The sequence below is a fragment of the Actinoplanes sp. NPDC023936 genome (genome assembly GCF_040639325.1).
Classification (GTDB): domain Bacteria; phylum Actinomycetota; class Actinomycetes; order Mycobacteriales; family Micromonosporaceae; genus Actinoplanes.
The window spans coordinates 17,503-33,633 of sequence record NZ_JBEZZR010000061.1 but is presented as its reverse complement, the minus strand read 5'-3'; the positions used below and the strand labels follow the sequence as shown (position 1 = coordinate 33,633).

At 71.0% G+C, this 16,131-nt stretch carries 16 protein-coding genes; 8 read left to right on the top strand and 8 right to left on the bottom strand.

Annotated elements, in window-relative coordinates; translation table 11 throughout:
* Positions 1–61: 61 nt before the first annotated feature.
* Complete coding sequence (locus AB0F72_RS40255; RefSeq protein WP_360443890.1) at positions 62–889, bottom strand: tetratricopeptide repeat protein; 828 nt, start codon at positions 887–889, stop codon at positions 62–64.
* 50 nt (positions 890–939) lie between these two features.
* Here AB0F72_RS40255 and AB0F72_RS40250 point away from each other — a divergent pair, with 50 nt between their 5' ends.
* Positions 940–1,680: an alpha/beta hydrolase-fold protein gene (locus tag AB0F72_RS40250; protein WP_360443887.1), complete on the top strand. Its 741-nt coding sequence runs from the start codon at positions 940–942 to the stop codon at positions 1,678–1,680.
* A gap of 115 nt (positions 1,681–1,795) precedes the next feature.
* Here the strand turns inward: AB0F72_RS40250 and AB0F72_RS40245 are convergent, their stop codons facing one another.
* Both AB0F72_RS40245 and AB0F72_RS40240 read right to left on the bottom strand, forming a co-directional pair.
* Entirely contained in the window at positions 1,796–4,147 is a 2,352-nt protein-coding gene (locus AB0F72_RS40245; protein ID WP_360443884.1) for a fibronectin type III domain-containing protein, read from the bottom strand.
* Positions 4,148–4,233: 86 nt separating this feature from the next.
* Positions 4,234–4,701, bottom strand: a complete 468-nt coding sequence (locus AB0F72_RS40240; protein WP_360443881.1) for a peroxiredoxin — start codon at positions 4,699–4,701, stop codon at positions 4,234–4,236.
* 151 nt (positions 4,702–4,852) lie between these two features.
* On the opposite strand from AB0F72_RS40240, the gene AB0F72_RS40235 reads away from it, so the two are divergent.
* The 4 genes from AB0F72_RS40235 to AB0F72_RS40220 all read left to right on the top strand — a co-directional run bounded on the left by AB0F72_RS40235 (position 4,853) and on the right by AB0F72_RS40220 (position 8,322).
* Positions 4,853–5,791 (top strand): hypothetical protein, encoded by a 939-nt coding sequence (locus tag AB0F72_RS40235; protein ID WP_360443878.1) that lies wholly within the window; start codon positions 4,853–4,855, stop codon positions 5,789–5,791.
* Positions 5,792–5,897: 106 nt separating this feature from the next.
* Positions 5,898–6,722 (top strand): ABC transporter substrate-binding protein, encoded by an 825-nt coding sequence (locus tag AB0F72_RS40230; RefSeq protein WP_360443875.1) that lies wholly within the window; start codon positions 5,898–5,900, stop codon positions 6,720–6,722.
* A 23-nt stretch (positions 6,723–6,745) separates the two neighbouring features.
* Entirely contained in the window at positions 6,746–7,540 is a 795-nt protein-coding gene (locus AB0F72_RS40225) for an amino acid ABC transporter permease (protein ID WP_360443872.1), read from the top strand.
* Between the two features lie 5 nt (positions 7,541–7,545).
* Entirely contained in the window at positions 7,546–8,322 is a 777-nt protein-coding gene (locus tag AB0F72_RS40220; protein ID WP_360443869.1) for an amino acid ABC transporter ATP-binding protein, read from the top strand.
* Here AB0F72_RS40220 and AB0F72_RS40215 read toward each other — a convergent pair.
* Positions 8,285–9,784: an ornithine decarboxylase gene (locus tag AB0F72_RS40215; RefSeq protein ID WP_360443866.1), complete on the bottom strand. Its 1,500-nt coding sequence runs from the start codon at positions 9,782–9,784 to the stop codon at positions 8,285–8,287. The genes AB0F72_RS40220 and AB0F72_RS40215 overlap by 38 nt on opposite strands.
* 54 nt (positions 9,785–9,838) lie before the next feature.
* Positions 9,839–10,576, bottom strand: coding sequence for a DUF2071 domain-containing protein (locus AB0F72_RS40210; protein WP_360443863.1), 738 nt, complete (start codon positions 10,574–10,576; stop codon positions 9,839–9,841).
* A gap of 555 nt (positions 10,577–11,131) precedes the next feature.
* Between AB0F72_RS40210 and AB0F72_RS40205 the strand changes: the two genes are divergently transcribed.
* Both AB0F72_RS40205 and AB0F72_RS40200 read left to right on the top strand, forming a co-directional pair.
* A complete protein-coding gene (locus tag AB0F72_RS40205) occupies positions 11,132–11,410 on the top strand; it encodes a hypothetical protein (protein ID WP_360443860.1) in 279 nt (92 codons plus the stop codon).
* Positions 11,411–11,536: 126 nt separating this feature from the next.
* A complete protein-coding gene (locus AB0F72_RS40200; RefSeq protein WP_360443857.1) occupies positions 11,537–12,031 on the top strand; it encodes a glutathione peroxidase in 495 nt (164 codons plus the stop codon).
* Between the two features lie 50 nt (positions 12,032–12,081).
* Here AB0F72_RS40200 and AB0F72_RS40195 read toward each other — a convergent pair whose 3' ends face one another.
* Together AB0F72_RS40195 and AB0F72_RS40190 are read right to left on the bottom strand one after the other, a co-directional pair.
* Entirely contained in the window at positions 12,082–12,864 is a 783-nt protein-coding gene (locus AB0F72_RS40195; protein ID WP_360443854.1) for a class F sortase, read from the bottom strand.
* A complete protein-coding gene (locus AB0F72_RS40190) occupies positions 12,861–13,637 on the bottom strand; it encodes a DUF4397 domain-containing protein (RefSeq protein WP_360443896.1) in 777 nt (258 codons plus the stop codon). The genes AB0F72_RS40195 and AB0F72_RS40190 overlap by 4 nt, the downstream gene beginning before the upstream one ends.
* A 339-nt stretch (positions 13,638–13,976) precedes the next feature.
* On the opposite strand from AB0F72_RS40190, the gene AB0F72_RS40185 reads away from it, so the two are divergent.
* The gene (locus AB0F72_RS40185) at positions 13,977–14,279 is read left to right on the top strand and encodes a TraR/DksA C4-type zinc finger protein (RefSeq protein ID WP_360443851.1); all 303 of its coding nucleotides are present in this window, start codon (positions 13,977–13,979) and stop codon (positions 14,277–14,279) included.
* Positions 14,280–14,927: 648 nt separating this feature from the next.
* Here the strand turns inward: AB0F72_RS40185 and AB0F72_RS40180 are convergent.
* Positions 14,928–16,127: a DUF6596 domain-containing protein gene (locus tag AB0F72_RS40180; RefSeq protein WP_360443848.1), complete on the bottom strand. Its 1,200-nt coding sequence runs from the start codon at positions 16,125–16,127 to the stop codon at positions 14,928–14,930.
* Between the last annotated feature and the right edge of the window lie 4 nt (positions 16,128–16,131).

The window sequence follows — 16,131 nt, the reverse complement described above, 5'->3', positions numbered from 1 at the left end:
AGGAGCACCTGCTACACCCATACCCGACCAACACATCGATCTTGATCAGAGTGACGGCCGTTCACTCCAAAGCATGTGCGAAGTACGGGGCTAGAGCCCGCTCGCTCAACTCACGCGCCACCGGCAGTTCACCGAGATCCCTCAAAAGTAATGCAAGGTTGCCCAGGCAGGTACCGACGTCCGGGTGGTACGGGCCATGGGCAGCCTCAGCGATGGCCAAAGCCCGCTCGGTCAACTCACGCGCTGCCGACAGCTCTCCAAGATCCCTCAGAACCAGGGCGAGATTGTTCAAACGGATACTGATCGTCGGGTGCTCAGGGCCGTAGGCAGTCTCAGCGATGGCCAGCGCCCGCTCGCTGAACTCACGCGCGGCAGCGGCCTCGCCTGAAGCCCGCAGAATGACGGCGAGGCTGCTCAGGCGGACACCGACGACCGGATGGTCCGAGCCGAAGATCGTCTCAGAGATGGCCAGGCCGCGTTCAGCCAGCTCACGAGCGATGGACAACTCGCCCAAATCTCTCAGTATCAGAGCGAGGTTGCCCAGGTCGGTGCTGACTTCCAGATGAGTGGGACCGAAGAGGGACTCATCGATGGAGAGAGCACGTTCCGCCAGCGGACGAGCCTCGCGGGGCCGACCGAACACCTGCAGGTAAGTAGCGGAGCGATCCAAGAGCCACGCACAGCTTTCGGCAGCCTGCCTATCAGCCGTGATCGACGCTGCCCGATCCCTGTTTCCGCTGGCGAACTCGGTCGCCGCCAACGCATGAGGCAGAAGAGCCTCCCACCGCGGCCACGCCGCAGGCGCACCCATAATCTCCGTCGGGGCGCCGGCTCTGAGCACATCCAGCGCCACGGCGAGCGGGTTGAGAACGGTGTCCTGGCTCGTCACCTTTCCAGAGTTCCACACCGGTCAATGACGGCCACTGCGAGAATGGCGGCATGCGGCACTACACGGCTGAGCTGCGAACCCCCTCCGGCATCCGCGGCGGGATCGCCGCCTACGGGCACTACGGCCGGCCCGTCCTGGTGTTTCCCAGCGAGGGCGGTCACCCGCAGGAGTTCGCCGACCGGGGCATGGTGTCGGCGGTCGAGGATCTGATCGACGCGGGACGGGTCAAGCTCTACTGTGTCGGCTCGTTCGACGGCGGGACCTGGTCGGCGGCCGAGCTCCCGATCGAGGAGCGGGCGCTGCGGCACGGCGCCTACGAGTCGTGGATCGTGGACGCCGTCGTCCCGCACATCCGCGACGACAGCGGCGGCGCCACCGAGATCGTGACGGCGGGCTGCTCGCTCGGCGCGTTCCACGCCCTCAACTTCGCCTTCAAGCGCGCCGACCTGTTCCCGCTGGCGCTCTGCTTCTCCGGCAACTTCAACCCCACCACGTGGTACGGGTGGGGCGAGCCCGGCGACGCCGTCTACTTCAACAACCCTGCCGCGTACGTCGCCAACCTGCACGGCGACCACCTGGACTGGCTGCGGTCCCGGCTCTCCGTCCTGCTCGTCTGCGGGCAGGGTCAATGGGAGGACACGACCGGCTCGCTGGCGTCGACACGGCAGATGGCGGAACTGCTGGCGGCCAAGGCCGTACCCCATGAATGGGATCTCTGGGGGTTCGACGTCCCGCACGACTGGCCGTCGTGGCGCGCCCAGCTGGCCCACCACCTGCCCCGGTTCTGCTGATCACCAGGCGAGGACCTTTCCGGGACTGGCTGAGCGCGCCGGGATCGACGTCACGGCAGCGGCCGGCTGACGTCCGGACGCTGCCGATCCCACTCGGAGACGGCCGCTGCCGAGCTCAGGGACCGACGCTGCGGAGAGCGGCGCCGGCCGTGGTGAGGCTCAGCCCGGTGACGAGCATCCACAGGATGCTCGAGCCCGTGACCGGCAGCGTGCTGGGCTTGGGGCGGACCGTCACGTCCATGCGCATCGTGCGGAGTTCGCCGCTTCTGTCCACCCCGGTCGCGGTGAACAAGTGCGTGCCGTGGGCCAGGTCGCCGGGCACTGTCACGGCCTGCCGGAACGCGCCGTCGCGGTCGGTCGTGACCTTCGCCAGCACGATCGGCTCCGAGTAGACGGTGAGGGTCACCGTCGAGAACGCCGCGTAGCCGGTGCCGACCAGCGTGAGGTCCTGGCCGGGTGACGCGTTGGAGATGCGTCCCTGGTCGGTGGCGAGCGGCACCCCGGTGCTCGGCGGCGTCGTGGCCACGGGCGGGGCGGACGGTGTCGCGGAGCCGGAGTAGGCCGACGGCGTGGAGAGGCCCTTGGCGGAGAGCGCCACGACGCGTACCCGATAGGGCACACCGGCAGTGCCACCGAGGACGCAGTTCGTCGCTCCGGTGGTGACGCAGCTGGCCGGACCGGGGTCGGCGATCGCGCGGTAACCGGTGACCGGCACGCCGTTGGCCTGCGGCGCCTGCCAGGAGACCTGGAGCGAGGAGGTGCCGGCGACCACTGTGACGCCGGTCGGCGGGTTCGGCACGGTCGGCGCGGGCGGCGTGGTGGGCGCCGCTGTGACGGTGGCCGTGGGGCTCGGTGACGACGACGTGGGCGGGGCCGAGGAGGGTGCGGGCGCCGGCGCCGGCGGCCGGGTGGTGGTGGGCGGCGACGGTGAGGCCGACAGCGAAGGCGACGAGGACGCCGACGGCGAGACCGACAGCGAGACCGACGGCGAGGCGGACGGAGAGACCGACGGCGAGGCGGACGGTGAGGCCGAGGGCGCCGGCGCTACCGCGACGACGGTGGTGTCGGCGTCCGGCCCGGGGCCGAACGAGTTCCGGCCGCGGAGGCGGATCTCTGTCGGCACGTCGTTGGGCAGGTTCGTCACCGTGCCGGTCAGCGTTCCGCCGTTGCCGGGCGCGGTGGTGAGCGGCTGCCAGCTCTGCCACTGGTCGGTGGAGGTCTCGAAATCCTGGTTCGGATCCGCGCCCGGGCTGCCGGGGAGGAAGGAGATCCCGGCCGACTCGTCACCCGGCGTGGCCTGCAGCGACGTGGGCGCGGACGGCAGGCCCGGCGTGACCGGGCCGGAGGCGGCGCTGAGCAGGGACTCCCCGGCCTCGGCCACCGAGTTCGACGCTCTGACCCGGAACGTGTACGCCTGCCCGTTCGCGAGGCCGGTGACCGTGCACCCGGTGTTCGCCGGGTTGTTCGAGACGCACGTCAGGCCGCCGGGGTCGGAGACCACCGCGTAGCGCACGACCGGATCGCCGCCGTTCGTCGCGGCGGGATCCCAGCTGACGCCGGCCGAGGCGACTCCGGGCGTGGCTGTCACATTGTCCGGCGGATCCGGAACCGTCCGGACGGCCAGACCGTTCAGCTGGGTGATCTGGGCGAGTGCGGGCAGCACGGTGCCGTCCGCGAGCACCCGGACCACGTCCTCGGTGAACCGGGCCGCCAGGACGTCACCGTTCCCCGCCACCGCGAGACTGACCACACCGCCGGCGGCCGTGGTGATCGTCTCCACCGTGCCGGCGCCCTGGGTGATCCGGTAGATGCTGCCCGAACTGGAACCGACGTAGAGCCGTTTCTGGTCGTCGATCGCCAGCGAGCCGGTCGCCGCGATGTCCGGGTACTGGGCGATCGTGCTCTGGTTGCCCTGAGCGTCCTGCTTCACCAGCAGGTCCTGCATGCCGTCCAGCAGGTAGATGCTGCCCTCGTCGTCGACCACCATGTCGCCGATCGACCAGATGCCGGTGAAGGTGAACGAGGTTTCGGTGCCGTCGGCTGCCCGCCGCACCACGCCGCCGAAGGAGGCGGTGGTCGTGTACAGCGCGCCGGAACCGTCGACGGCGACATCGGTGGGACTCGACAGATGCGTGGTGAACGGCACCTGGGTCGCGACACCACCGGGCGGGATCTTGTAGATCTTGCTGGTGTAGTTGTTCGTCACGTAGACGGTGCCGTCGTCGTCGACCTCGATGCCGGCGCTGCCGTCGAGCCCCGACGAGACGTCGCCGAGGACCGCCGATGATCCGTCCGGCGAGACGCGCGTGGTCACCCCGCTGGACGTGCGGTGATAGAGGGCGACATCGGAGATGTCGCCATCGACGACCACCGCCTCGGCAGGTCCGGGGTAGACGACGGCCACCAGGCCCATGACGACGACAGCGAGCAGCCCGGCGCCACACCGCCGCTGGATGGACCTGACCATGTCCACCACAGTAAGAAATATTTGCTTTCATATCGGGCGTTTCGCCCTAACGGCCAGGTCAGGCCCTGCAGGTCAGGCCCCGCAGGTCAGGCCTTGGCGGCGACCGCCACGCTCAGCGCCTGCGCCGCGTGCTGATTCATGTCCAGCTCGCTGTGGATCACATCGAGGATCCTGCCGTCGGCCCCGATCACGAAAGTCATCCGCTTCGTGCTCAGCGGGCCGAGACTCAGCTTGCGCTTCACCCCGTACGCCGCGATGGTCGTCGAATCCGGATCGGACAACAGCGGATAGTCGAAGGTGTGAGCGTCCGCGAAGCGCTTCTGCTTCTCCACCGGGTCCTTGCTGACGCCGACCCGCTGCACCCCGGCCGCCCGGTACTCGGCGGCCAGGTCGCGGAAGTGGCACGCCTCCGCGGTGCACCCCTTCGTCATCGCACCGGGGTAGAAGAAGAGGACGACGGGCCCGTCCGCCAGGAGATCGGTCAGCCGACGCGGGACGCCGTCCTGGTCGGGAAGTTCGAAGTCGGGCGCGATGTCGCCCTTGCCGATGCTCACCCGATCGAGTGTACGGAGCTGACGGGACACCGCCGCGCACGCAGCGCCGGAGAGGGGTGACGGCGCGCGGGAGTAATGCGAGTTATGACCGTTATGTCTGTTACGGCGTTAGCCTCGGGGAGATTGTCCCTAGCTTGAGGAGGTCGACCGGATGCGCAGGATCGTCGCCGTCGCGGGGATCACCGTCGTCACGGCACTGCCGCCGTCGCTGCTGGCCCTGGCTGACGGTCCCGAGCCCGGCCCCAGCGCCGACGCTGACGCGGATGCCTATGTGCTGCGGATTCTCGGCCCGAAGGGGTCCCCGGTTCCGGCTGATCCCGGTGCCGGCGGGTCACCAGGGCCAGCGGCCGCCCAGCCCAGTGCCGATGGCAGCCAGCCGGCGCCGTCGGTCTCGGCTTCGGCTTCGGCCGGCAGCCAGCCCGCCTCGGTGGCACCGTCCGCCGGCCCGTCGCCCAGCGCGAGTCAGCCGGCCGCAAGCCAGCCACCCACCGCAAGTCAGCCGTCGCCGGCCGTCTCCACCGAACCCGTCGACACTCGTCCCACCAGCGCGAAGCCGTACGCCGCGGAGCCCGACGACAGTCCGCCCCCGCCTGCGAAACCCGCGACCACCACTCCGCCGACCCCCGCCAAGCCCGCCGCTGACAAGCCCGCCGCCGCCAAGCCCGCCGCCGCCAAGCCGGCTGCCGCCAAGCCCGCCGCTGGCAAGCCCGCCGCCGCCAAGCCGGTGACATACAAACCGCCGAAGGCCAAGCCGGTGAAGAACAAGCCGGCCAAGACCAGGCCGGTGCGGGTCGACCCGGCCAAGGGCAAACCGGCCGGCACCAGAACCTTCCCCAGCAAGCCCCAGCGACCCACCATGCCCCAGCGACCCGACGGGCCCCAGCGACCTGACATCCCCCAACGACCCGCCACTCGCCCGCTTACCCTCGGCGACCCCTCCACCGGCTTCGTCGTCGTCTACGACGGCGAGCAGATCGCCGTCCAGCACCCCCTCGGATCCGTCCACGCCTCGCTCTGGGAGTCCTGCCACTCCGCGGTGAGCTGCCCACTTCTCCAGGGCCCCGATCAGTTCCTGCGATCACTCCCCTGACCCCCGGGCATACCTCCCCTACCGCAGTGATCGGAAATGGATCTACATGACTTAAGCTGGGTTGACCGAAATGCGACCACGAGTCGGGACCCCCGGGGAGAACATAATGACGAAGCTGCACCACGCCCGTACGGCGGCGGCCCTGGCGGCCGCCGCGCTGCTGGCGGTCGGCGCCGCCGGGTGTGCCAAAGAAGACACCGGCGGCACCAGCGACAGCGGCGTGCCACTGATCAAGGCCGGCGCGCTCACCACCTGCACGCACCTGCCGTACGCGCCGTTCCAGTCGAAGGACGACTCCGGCAAGGTGGTGGGCTTCGACGTGGCGCTGATCGACCTGGTCGCCGCGAAGCTGAACGTGAAGCAGGAGATCGTGGACACGCCGTTCGAGGGCATCAAGTCCGGCGCCGACCTCAACTCCGGCAAGTGTGACGTGGCCGCGGCCGGCATGACGATCACCGACGAGCGCAAGCAGGTACTCGACTTCTCCGAGCCGTACTTCGACGCGACCCAGGCGCTCGCCGTGGTCGCCGGCAAGAAGGTCGCCACCCTCGACGAGCTGGCCGGCAAGCGCCTCGGCGTGCAGGGCGGCACCACCGGCGAGGAGTACATCAACGCCCAGGTCAAGGAGAAGGGCCTGAAGATCGAGGTGGTCTCGTACCGCGATCTCGCCGCTCTGCAGCAGGCGCTCGTGACCAACCAGGTCGAGGCTGCCGTCAACGACCTGCCGGTCTGGAACGAGTACCTCAAGGCGAACCCCGGCAAGGTCGCGGTCGCGGCCGGCTTCGACACCGGCGAGCAGTACGGCTTCGCCGTGAAGAAGGGCAACGCGAAGCTGCTCGCCGAGGTGAACGCGGCGATCGCGGCGGCGCGCTCGGACGGCACCTACGACAAGATCTACGCGGAGTGGATCGGCGCGAAGCCGGCCAGCTGACGCGCACAATCGAGCCACCACACATGAAACTCAGTCGCCGCCGGCGGCAGCGGGTCGCCCGCATCGCCGGCTACGTCGTCTTCGCACTGGCCATCGTGGCGGTGGCCGCCTCCGCGGACTGGGCTCGGCTGTCCGACGCCTTCTTCCAGGCGGACATCGCCGGGAGCATGTTCCCCGAGGCGATCACCGTCGCGCTGCGCAACACGATCATCTACACGCTGCTGGCGTTCGTGTTCGGCCTCACCCTGGGGCTGATCCTCGCGCTGATGCGACTGTCGTCGATCCTGCCGTACCGGTGGGCCGCCACCGCGTACATCGAATTGTTCCGGGGTCTGCCGGCCCTGCTGGTGCTCTTCATGGTCGGGTACGGCGTGCCCCTCGCCTTCCCGGACCGGGAGATCCCCGGTGGCGTCTACGGATCGGTCACCGTGGGGCTCGGGCTCACCGCGGCCGCGTACATGGCGGAGACCATCCGCGCCGGCATCCAGGCCGTCCCGAAAGGCCAGCTGGAGGCGGCGCGGACGCTCGGCATGTCACACACCCGCGCGATGATCTCCATCGTGCTCCCGCAGGCATTCCGCATCGTCATCCCCCCGCTGACGAACGAGATCATCCTGCTGACGAAGGACACTTCCCTGGTGTACGTCCTCGGCGTCACCCCGGCGACGATCGAGCTGACCAAGTTCGCCGGTGACACACTCAACACCCGGGTCAACCCCACGCCCCTGGTCGTGGCCGGGCTGCTCTACCTGCTGATCACCCTGCCGCTGTCGCAGGTGGTCCGCGCGCTGGAGCGCCGCGCCGCGAGGGAGAGGTGACAGGCATGTCCACCATCGAGATCGGTCAGTTGCACAAGTCCTTCGGCGCCCTGGAGGTGCTGCGCGGCATCGACCTGTCGGTCGAGCCGGGCGAGGTCGTCTGCGTGATCGGCCCGTCCGGCTCCGGCAAGTCGACGCTGCTGCGCTGCGTGAACCTGCTGGAGGAGCCGACCTCCGGTTCGATCCGGGTGGCCGGCGTCGAGGTCACCGACCCGGACTGCGACATCGACGCCGTCCGCCGGGGCATCGGCATGGTCTTCCAGCAGTTCAACCTGTTCGGGCACCTCACCGTCCGGGAGAACGTCACCATCGCCCAGCGCCGGGTGCTGGGACGCAGCCGCGCCGAGGCGGACCGGATCGCGACAGCGAATCTGGAGCGTGTGGGACTCGTCGACAAGGCCGGCGCGTACCCCGCGCAGTTGTCCGGCGGGCAGCAGCAGCGCGCGGCCATCGCCCGCGCGCTGGCGATGGACCCGCAGCTGATGCTCTTCGACGAGCCGACCAGCGCGCTCGACCCGGAACTCGTCGGCGAGGTGCTCGCGGTGATGCGCGGCCTGGCCGCCGAGGGCATGACCATGCTGGTGGTCACGCACGAGATGGCGTTCGCCCGAGAGGTCGCCTCCCGGGTCGTCTTCATGGACGGCGGCGTGATCGTCGAGCAGGGCCGGCCCGCGGAGGTGTTCGGCCGGCCCCGCGAGGCGCGTACCCGGGAGTTCCTGCACCGGGTCCTCGAACCGAACCGGGTCAGCGAGACGGAGATCGGCGCGCACCTGACGGACTGAGGTCGCTGACGACGCGTACCGTCTCCAAGGTCTTGTCGGAAGGGTCCGGCAGGACCATGCCGGCGGCGAGCCCGGACCGCAGGTAGTCCAGCATCTCCTCGGTGATCCGCTCACCGGGGAGAAGAGCGGGAATTCCCGGCGGGTACGGGGTGATCTGCTCCGCGCAGACCCGGCCGGCCGCCTCGTCCACCTTGACGGTCTCGGTGCGGCCGAAGAAGGCCTCGCGCGGGGAGATCACCGGCTCCAGGTCGAACTGTGCCGGCGGCGGAAGCTCCACGGTGGACGCCGCCGGCAGGCCGGGCGCGGCCGTGACCAGGCCGCGCAGCCCTTCAATCAGCCGGGCGGCCGTGCCGGCGTCGTCGGCCATCGACATGGTGGCGAGGATCCGGCGGTGGTCGGACAGTCCCACGTCGATCCTGCGGTGCTCGCGGAGCCAGTCAGCCGCCTGGTAGCCGTTGATGCCCAGCTCGCTGACGTCGATGAGGATCTGCAGCGGGTCGAGGTCGTGGCTGGCCTCGACCGCGATCAACCGGTCCTCGATCACTCGCAGGCCGGGCAGCCCGGCGATGTCCGACCGCAGGCCGCGGGCGAGCGCGATCGCGTCCGACAGCAGCCGGTGACCGTTTTCCACCATCTGCCGACGCCAGCCGTCGAGGGCGGCGTACACGATCACGTTGGGGCTGGTGGTCATCAGCAGATCGGCGCAGGCGGCCAGGTGCGCCGGGTCGATCAGGTCACCCCGCGAGTGCAGCACCGAGCCCTGCTCGAGGCCCGCCCCCATCTTGTGCACGCTGACCACGCAGATGTCCGCGCCGGCGTTCATCGCCCAGGTCGGCAGGTCGGGGTGGAACGGCAGGTGAGCACCCCACGCCTCGTCGACGATCAGCGGCTTGCCACGCCGGTGGCAGATGTCGGCGAGAGCGGCGATGTCGGCGCACGTCCCGTACGGGGTGGGGCTGACGATCAGCGCGCCGGCCGCTGTCGGGTGCCGCTCCCACGCCTCCTCCAGCTGCTCCGGCGACGGCGGGTGGGCGAGGTGCAGCTCGTCGTCGTAGCGCACCTTGACCCAGCGCGGTTCCACCCCGGTGAAGACCAGCCCGGCCACCACGGACTTGTGCGCGTCCCGGCCGATCAGCAGCTCACCGCGATCTCCGGCGACGGCGAGCATCGCGGCCTTGACCGACAGCGAGCTGCCCGCGGTGGAGAAGAACGCCTGGTCCGACCCGACCGCGTCGGCCATCAGCCGCTCCGCCTCGGCGAGGAACCCCCGCGACGACGCCCGGTCGTCGAGGCCGCTGGCGGCCAGCACGTCCGCCCGGTACGTCTGCTCCCCCAGCACCGCCCGGGCCCGCGGGTCCGCGCCGCGCCCCTGCCGGTGGCCAGGCGGGGTGAACCCGTATCGGTCCTGCCGGTGGTAGTCGGCGAGGGCGTCCAGCAGCGGGGCCTTGGAATGATCAAGCATGTGGCATATGTACCACTTCGCCAAGTGACCGAAACTGCCCAGAGCGGTGACGGGTCAGGGGCGCAGCACGTCGGGCGCGCCGAAGGTGACCCTGACGCCCGGCGAATACAGGACGCTGTCCGGCGGCCCGGACGGCGCCGGCAGGCCCGCCGCAGTGATCAGGGTGTCGTCCAGGGCGAGCAGCTCGGCGCGGTGCAGCGGCCAGCGCGGATGCTCGTTCGGCAGGTGCAGCGATCGGCCCCAGGCGCGGGTGTGCAGGCCCCAGCGGGCCGTGACGAAGTGCTCCAGCTCGGTCGGCTCCGCGATCGGCTCGGCGATCCGGACCGTCATCCGATTGGTGGCCGCGGGTGTCGCGGGCCACCGGCGCCGGCTCGTGTAGTCGAGCACGTCACCGCGGCGGGTCAGGCGCATCCGCGACCACATGTACGGCAGTCGCAGCGTCGCCCGCGCCGTCAGCACCGGCAGAAGCCGTTCCGCGTCCAGGGACAGGAACACCACGGCACGGCGGCCACGGCGGTCGACGCTGTAGAGCCGTACATTGGTCTCGCAGAACGTGCCCAGATAGGGCACGCCGGGGCCGCGCAGAAAGCCGAGCCCGACCATCCGGAACCCGATCAGTCCGACATAGGTCACCCCGTCGAGGGTGTCCGGAACCGTGCCGGCCGGCAGCAGCGGCGCGACGAGCGCCGGGTCGACCGCCCAGTGCAGAAAGCTCAGGTCCACCCAGCGCTGCACCAGCAGCGACCGGCGCACCGGCCGCACGGTCTCCGCAGTCACATCCTCGATCCGCACACCCCCATCATCCTCGCCGGCGGCTCCACCGGCTCAGACACCTCCCGCATCCAGCGCTTCGGACGTCCTGGCGATGCCGGCCCGGATCATCGATCCGCGAGCACTGTGCCTACTGCCTCGGACCGTCCAACATCGGCGGTCGGCGGTCGGCGGTCGGCGGTCGATGAGGTCGCACCCAACGGCATTGTGGTCCCGCGTCTACGCCAGGACCCAGACGTGCGCACACACACGGCTGCGGTGAGCCCTCGTCCACGCCGGCGCGAGCTGCGGTGTGATTCCATCGGCGTTCCGCGACCGGATCGTGCGCCCCCGCACCACTGCGATCGGCGGCCTCGATCCGGCCACCCGGTCAGAAACGGCGAATCCGTTTCGGGACGGGCGATGAGCGCACGCGATACCCGCTCGGGCCCAACCAAGACCAAATCAGACGCGCTCCGCGCCGGCGGCCCCCGGTTCCACAACCTCGAGGTGAAGCGCACTTTCCCGGCCCGCTGACCCGGAGCCCCCGGGTTCCGATTGTGGTTGTGCGGGGCGTTCCGGCTACCGTTACTCACCATGACGACTTACTCCGGTCCGGCCCGGCTGACCCTCGCCGACGGCACACGGGTGTCCGGGATGGCCTCGCTCAGCACCAACTACCGCGCCGGCGCTGAGAGCTGGGGCGGCACGTTCCGCCCGGACCAGAACACCGAAGAAGTGCGCAACTCCGGCGCGGGGCTGTCCCTGGAGCTGCCCTACGACCAGGTCGGGCCGGTGTCCGTCACGGGCGTCCGGCGACTGCTGGCGACGCAGATCCTGGTGTCGCTCGCGGGCAGCGGTCCTGCCCCGTTCTGATCGGCTCGGCCGCGGGTGCGGCGCGCAGACGGGCCGCGAAGGCCGCCCGTTACGCCGGCACGGCTGCGAAGGTTGCCCGTTACGCTGGCACGGTAGATCAGCTCGCCACTCCTGGAGGAGAACCGCGTGTCGACCATCTATGACGTGGAGATCGCCGACCTTCGCGGCGAGCCGCTGGATCTCGCGCGGTTCCGGGGCACCGCCACGCTCATCGTCAACGTGGCCTCCCGCTGCGGGCTGACGCCGCAGTACGGGACGCTCGAAGAGCTGCAGAAACGGTACGCCGATCGGGGCTTCACGGTGCTCGGCGTGCCGTGCAACCAGTTCGCCGGGCAGGAGCCGGGCACCGCTGACGAGATCGCCGAGTTCTGCAGCGCGACCTACGGCGTGACCTTCCCGATGACCGAGAAGGTGGAGGTCAACGGCGACCGGCGGCACCCGCTCTACCAGGCGCTGACCGGCGAGCCGGACGCCGAGGGCTACACCGGTGACGTCCGGTGGAACTTCGAGAAGTTCCTGGTCGGCCCGGACGGCACGGTCGTCGCCCGGTTCGCCCCGCAGACCACCCCGGACGCCCCCGAGGTGGTCACCGCCATCGAATCGGCGCTGCCGTCCCGGTAAGACAGCGGTGACCGCCGCCGTCCCGGTAAGACCACGGGTGACCGCCGCCGTCACACCGCGACAGCGGTGATCACCACGTTGTCGCGGTAGTGCCGGGTCTTCTCGTCGAACGGGCCGCCGCACGTGATCAGCGTGAGCCGCGCCTCGCCGTCGCGGGCGAAGTACTTCGGCAGCGGGATCGCCGTCTTGCGGTAGCGCTCGCGGGCGACCACCTCGAACGTGCGGTCCCGCCCGCCCGGCCCGAGCAGGGTCACCCGGTCGCCGGAGTCCAGGGCGCCGAGCCGGAAGAAGGCGCCGTCACCCTCGGCGGCGCTGTCCACGTGCCCGGCGACGACGATCGAGCCGGTGTCCGCGGAGAAGCCGGGCCCGTACCGGTACCAGCCGACCCGGTCGACGCTCGGCGGGACGGCGAAGTCCCCGGTCGCGGCGTCGAGACCGACCGCGTCGACGTCCGCGTCGAGATCGAGGGCGGGGATGCGCAGCCGGACCGGCGCGTCGGTGTCGCCACCCGCCGGCAACTCACCGTCCACAATAGGCACCCGCCCCGGAACCCCATCGGCAGAAGAGCCCGAAGCCGACGAGCCCGAAGACGACGAGCCCGGAGACGCGACGGCCGACGAGCCCGAAGCCGACGAGCCCGGAGACGCGACGGCCGGCGAGCCCGGAGACGGCGAGATCAGCGCGGTCACCGCGGGTGTGCCGAAGTCCGCCGCCGGCCGCGACCACCACACGGCAGCACCGGCGGTGACCGCGACGACCACCCCGGCCACCAGCAGGAGCAGGGCACGCCCCGGCAAGCGCCGGGACGTGCCGTCACCAGGGGCGATGCTCATCGACGGGCGGTCGCCAGCCGGACGGCGCCGAGCAGTGCCAGCAGGATGCCGACGGCGCCGACCCCGTACCAGGGAAGTGCGGTCTTGCTGTCGGCGCGGCCGCCGTCGCCGCTGGGCACACCACCGGGCGCGGAGTGCAGGCCGGTGATCGTCTGGGAGACGATGTCGAGGGTCTCGTCCTCGGCCGAGCCGACCGCGTAGACGACCGTCGCGGTGCCTTCCTTGAGGTTCAGGTCGGCCGGGCCGAGGACCCGGGTGTCCGTGCCGGCCAGGACCACGTCGGCCGAGACGGTGCCGGCGTCGACGTCCGCCTTGCCCTCCTTGCCGCTCGTCACGTCCTCGAAGACCGGCTGCCCACCGGCGCGCACGTCGACAGCGGGCGCCGCGGCGGCGTGCCGGACGATCAGCCGGGCCTTGCCGGCGGCGACCTTCGACGTGTCGTTGACGAACGGCGTCAGCGCCGGCTCGCCCGCCTCGGTGAGGTGGGCGACGAGGCTGATGTTCGCGTCACCGGGCACCTCGGCGTCGTCGACTGTCAGCAGCGCGTCGCCGACCGCGTCGCCGGGCTTGGTCAGCGCGATGTCGTACTGGCCGGCCGGCAGGCTCAGCGGGCCGGCCACCTTGCCGGGCTGGAAGTCCGGGACGGTCTTCTTGCCGTTGACGTAGACGTCCACCGGCTGGCCCGGAATGCCGTGCACGACGGTGACCGTGGAGTTCGCTTTGGCGTACGCCGGGGAGGCGGTCAACGCTCCCGCCGTGCCGAGGGCCAGCATGCTGACCGCGCCGACAGCGGCCGCGCGGCCGAGAAGCAGAGTGCGCATCGGATCTCCTGAGCTGTCTCGTGGATTCCCTACGCCCTGTCCTTCGCTCCGGCGGCCGCCGGTGGATGCACCCGCGCGCATTGGCTATGGTGTCCGGATGCTGGTCGTGAGCTCGCACTCGCTCGCCGTCACCGTGGTGGCGGGAGTTAGTGCTGCTCAGGGTCTGCCGAGCCCCGCGCCCACCGGTCGCGGCCCACCGGCGGAGGCACATCCTCGATCACCGCCAGGGCGAAGCGCACAGCTTCGGCCCTTTTTGTTTTCCGGCCCATTTTTCGAACAGGAGCGTTCACCATGACCATCGACGTCAATATCCGAGCGTCATTGAGCGAGGATTTCGCGGTACAGAGCGCGCGGCTCAAGGAACTCACCGAGATCAACGCCGACACCGGCGACCCCGCGCAGGCCCACGACCGGGCCGCGCTGCTCGCCGCCACCCGGCAGAGCCTGGAGCAGATCAGCGGCGCGCTGCGGCGGATCGCCGACGGCACCTACGGCCTCTGCCAGCGGTGCGAGACGGCGATCCCGGCGGAAAGGCTGGAGGCCCTGCCGCACGCCCGATTCTGCGTGCCCTGCCAGCAGAAACACCACGGGTAGCCAACGTCGTAGGCCGCCGCGATCTTGGCAAGTGACGGCTGCGACATGGGCGCCACTTGCCAAGATCTGTGGGCGGGCTCCCCGCCCGCGACGCCGAGTCCCGCTGGTCCCACTGGCTCTCAGTGCTGACCCTGCTGGCTACGGCCCGGCGACGCCAGCCGTAGGGCAGAGCGGCTACCCGAGCTTGATCACATGCCTGAGCTACGGCCCGGCGACGCCAGCCGTAGACCAGAACGGCTACCCGAGCTTGATCACATGCCTGAGCTACGGCCGGGCCACGCCAGCCGTAGGCCAGAGCGGTTATCCGGGCTTGATCACAGGTGTGGGCTACGGCCGGGACGGCGCGTTCCAAGATCGGCGAGGCGAGGCGAGGCGAGGCGGGGAGGTGCCAGGTGCGAGATGCCAGCCGCAGGACGCCGGCGCGGGGTCGACGGGGCGCACGGGGGCGGGGGGCCAGGCGGCGCGGGGTCAGGGCGGCGCGGGGTCAGGGCGGCGCGGGGTCAGGGCGGCACGGGACCGGGCGGCGCGGGACCAGGCGGCACGGGACCAGGCGGCACGGGACCAGGCGGCGCGGGACCAGGCGGCGCGGGACCAGGCGGCACGGGACCAGGCGGCGCGGATGCCACCTCGCGACAGCGGGCTGTCCTGTCAGCCGGGCTCCTCGATCGCGGTGATCCGGCGGCGCAGGAACGCGCGCTCGGCGTCGGTGCCGGCCAGGCGCAGCGCGTCACGGTAGGCCGCCACGGCTTCGCCGCGCCGCCCCAGCCGGTCCAGAAGATCGGCACGGCTTGCGGGGTACGGGTGATAGCCGCGCAGCAGAGGCTCGTCCGCCAACTCGTCGAGCAGCGCGAGGCCGGCCGCCGGGCCGTCGCGCATCGCCACCGCGGCGGCCCGGTTGAGCGCCACCACCGGGGACGGCGCGATCGCCAGCAGCACGTCGTAGAGCGCGACGATCTGCGGCCAGTCGGTGTTCTCCAGGTCCGGGGCCTCGGCGTGCAGGGCGGCGATCGCGGCCTGCACGCCGTAGAACCCGGGCGGGCCGCCGGTCAGCGCCTCCACCACCAACGCCGCGCCCTCCGCGATCAGGTCCCGGTCCCAGGCGCCGCGGTCCTGTTCGGCGAGCGGCACGGCCACCGGCGTCCGCCGGGCGTGCACCAGCAGCAGCAGCGCCAGCAGCCCGGTCACCTCCCGCTCGGCCGGCGCCAGCCCGCGCAGGATACGAGCGAGACGGATGGCCTCGTCGGCGAGATCGGCGCGCTTGGCCGCGTACCCCTCAGTGAAGATCGAGTAGATCGCTTGCAGGACCACCGGGAGTCGTTGCGGGAGCTCGCCGGGATCGGGTACCCGGAACGGGATCCGCGCGTCCCGGATCTTCTGCTTGGCACGGGTGATCCGCTTCGCCATCGTCGCGGTGGGCACCAGGAACGCGCGGGCCACCTCGGGTGTGGTGAGACCGGCGAGGCATCGCAGCGTCAGCGCGATCCGGTCCTCCGCCGCGAGCGCCGGGTGCGCGCAGGTGAAGAAGAGCTGCAGCCGCTCGTCCGGGAAATCGTCGCCGGCCGGCGGCGGGGCGGCCCGTTCCGCCTCCACCCGCAGCACTGCCAGCCGGGTGGCGAGGACGGCGTCGCGCCGCAGCCGGTCGACGGCCTTGCGCCGGGCGGTGGTCATCAGCCAGGCGCCCGGTTTCGGCGGAACGCCGTCGATCGGCCAGCGGACCAGCGCCGCTTCGATCGCCTCCGAGGTGACCTCCTCGGCGAGGTCGAGATCGCCGAACCGGCGGGACAGGGCGGCGAGGAGGCGGCCGTGCTCCTCGCGGAACACGGCCTCCACGCTGTGACCGGAACTCATCAGC

Bases quoted from the DNA above. Each gene is read 5' to 3' on its own strand.
- AB0F72_RS40250 (WP_360443887.1), top strand. From the start codon at position 940: ATGCGGCACTACACGGCTGAGCTGCGAACCCCCTCCGGCATCCGCGGC.
- AB0F72_RS40245 (WP_360443884.1), bottom strand. From the start codon at position 4,147: ATGGTCAGGTCCATCCAGCGGCGGTGTGGCGCCGGGCTGCTCGCTGTC.
- AB0F72_RS40235 (WP_360443878.1), top strand. From the start codon at position 4,853: ATGCGCAGGATCGTCGCCGTCGCGGGGATCACCGTCGTCACGGCACTG.
- AB0F72_RS40230 (WP_360443875.1), top strand. From the start codon at position 5,898: ATGACGAAGCTGCACCACGCCCGTACGGCGGCGGCCCTGGCGGCCGCC.
- AB0F72_RS40225 (WP_360443872.1), top strand. From the start codon at position 6,746: ATGAAACTCAGTCGCCGCCGGCGGCAGCGGGTCGCCCGCATCGCCGGC.
- AB0F72_RS40220 (WP_360443869.1), top strand. From the start codon at position 7,546: ATGTCCACCATCGAGATCGGTCAGTTGCACAAGTCCTTCGGCGCCCTG.
- AB0F72_RS40215 (WP_360443866.1), bottom strand. From the start codon at position 9,784: ATGCTTGATCATTCCAAGGCCCCGCTGCTGGACGCCCTCGCCGACTAC.
- AB0F72_RS40205 (WP_360443860.1), top strand. From the start codon at position 11,132: ATGACGACTTACTCCGGTCCGGCCCGGCTGACCCTCGCCGACGGCACA.
- AB0F72_RS40195 (WP_360443854.1), bottom strand. From the start codon at position 12,864: ATGAGCATCGCCCCTGGTGACGGCACGTCCCGGCGCTTGCCGGGGCGT.
- AB0F72_RS40190 (WP_360443896.1), bottom strand. From the start codon at position 13,637: ATGCTGGCCCTCGGCACGGCGGGAGCGTTGACCGCCTCCCCGGCGTAC.
- AB0F72_RS40185 (WP_360443851.1), top strand. From the start codon at position 13,977: ATGACCATCGACGTCAATATCCGAGCGTCATTGAGCGAGGATTTCGCG.
- AB0F72_RS40180 (WP_360443848.1), bottom strand. From the start codon at position 16,127: ATGAGTTCCGGTCACAGCGTGGAGGCCGTGTTCCGCGAGGAGCACGGC.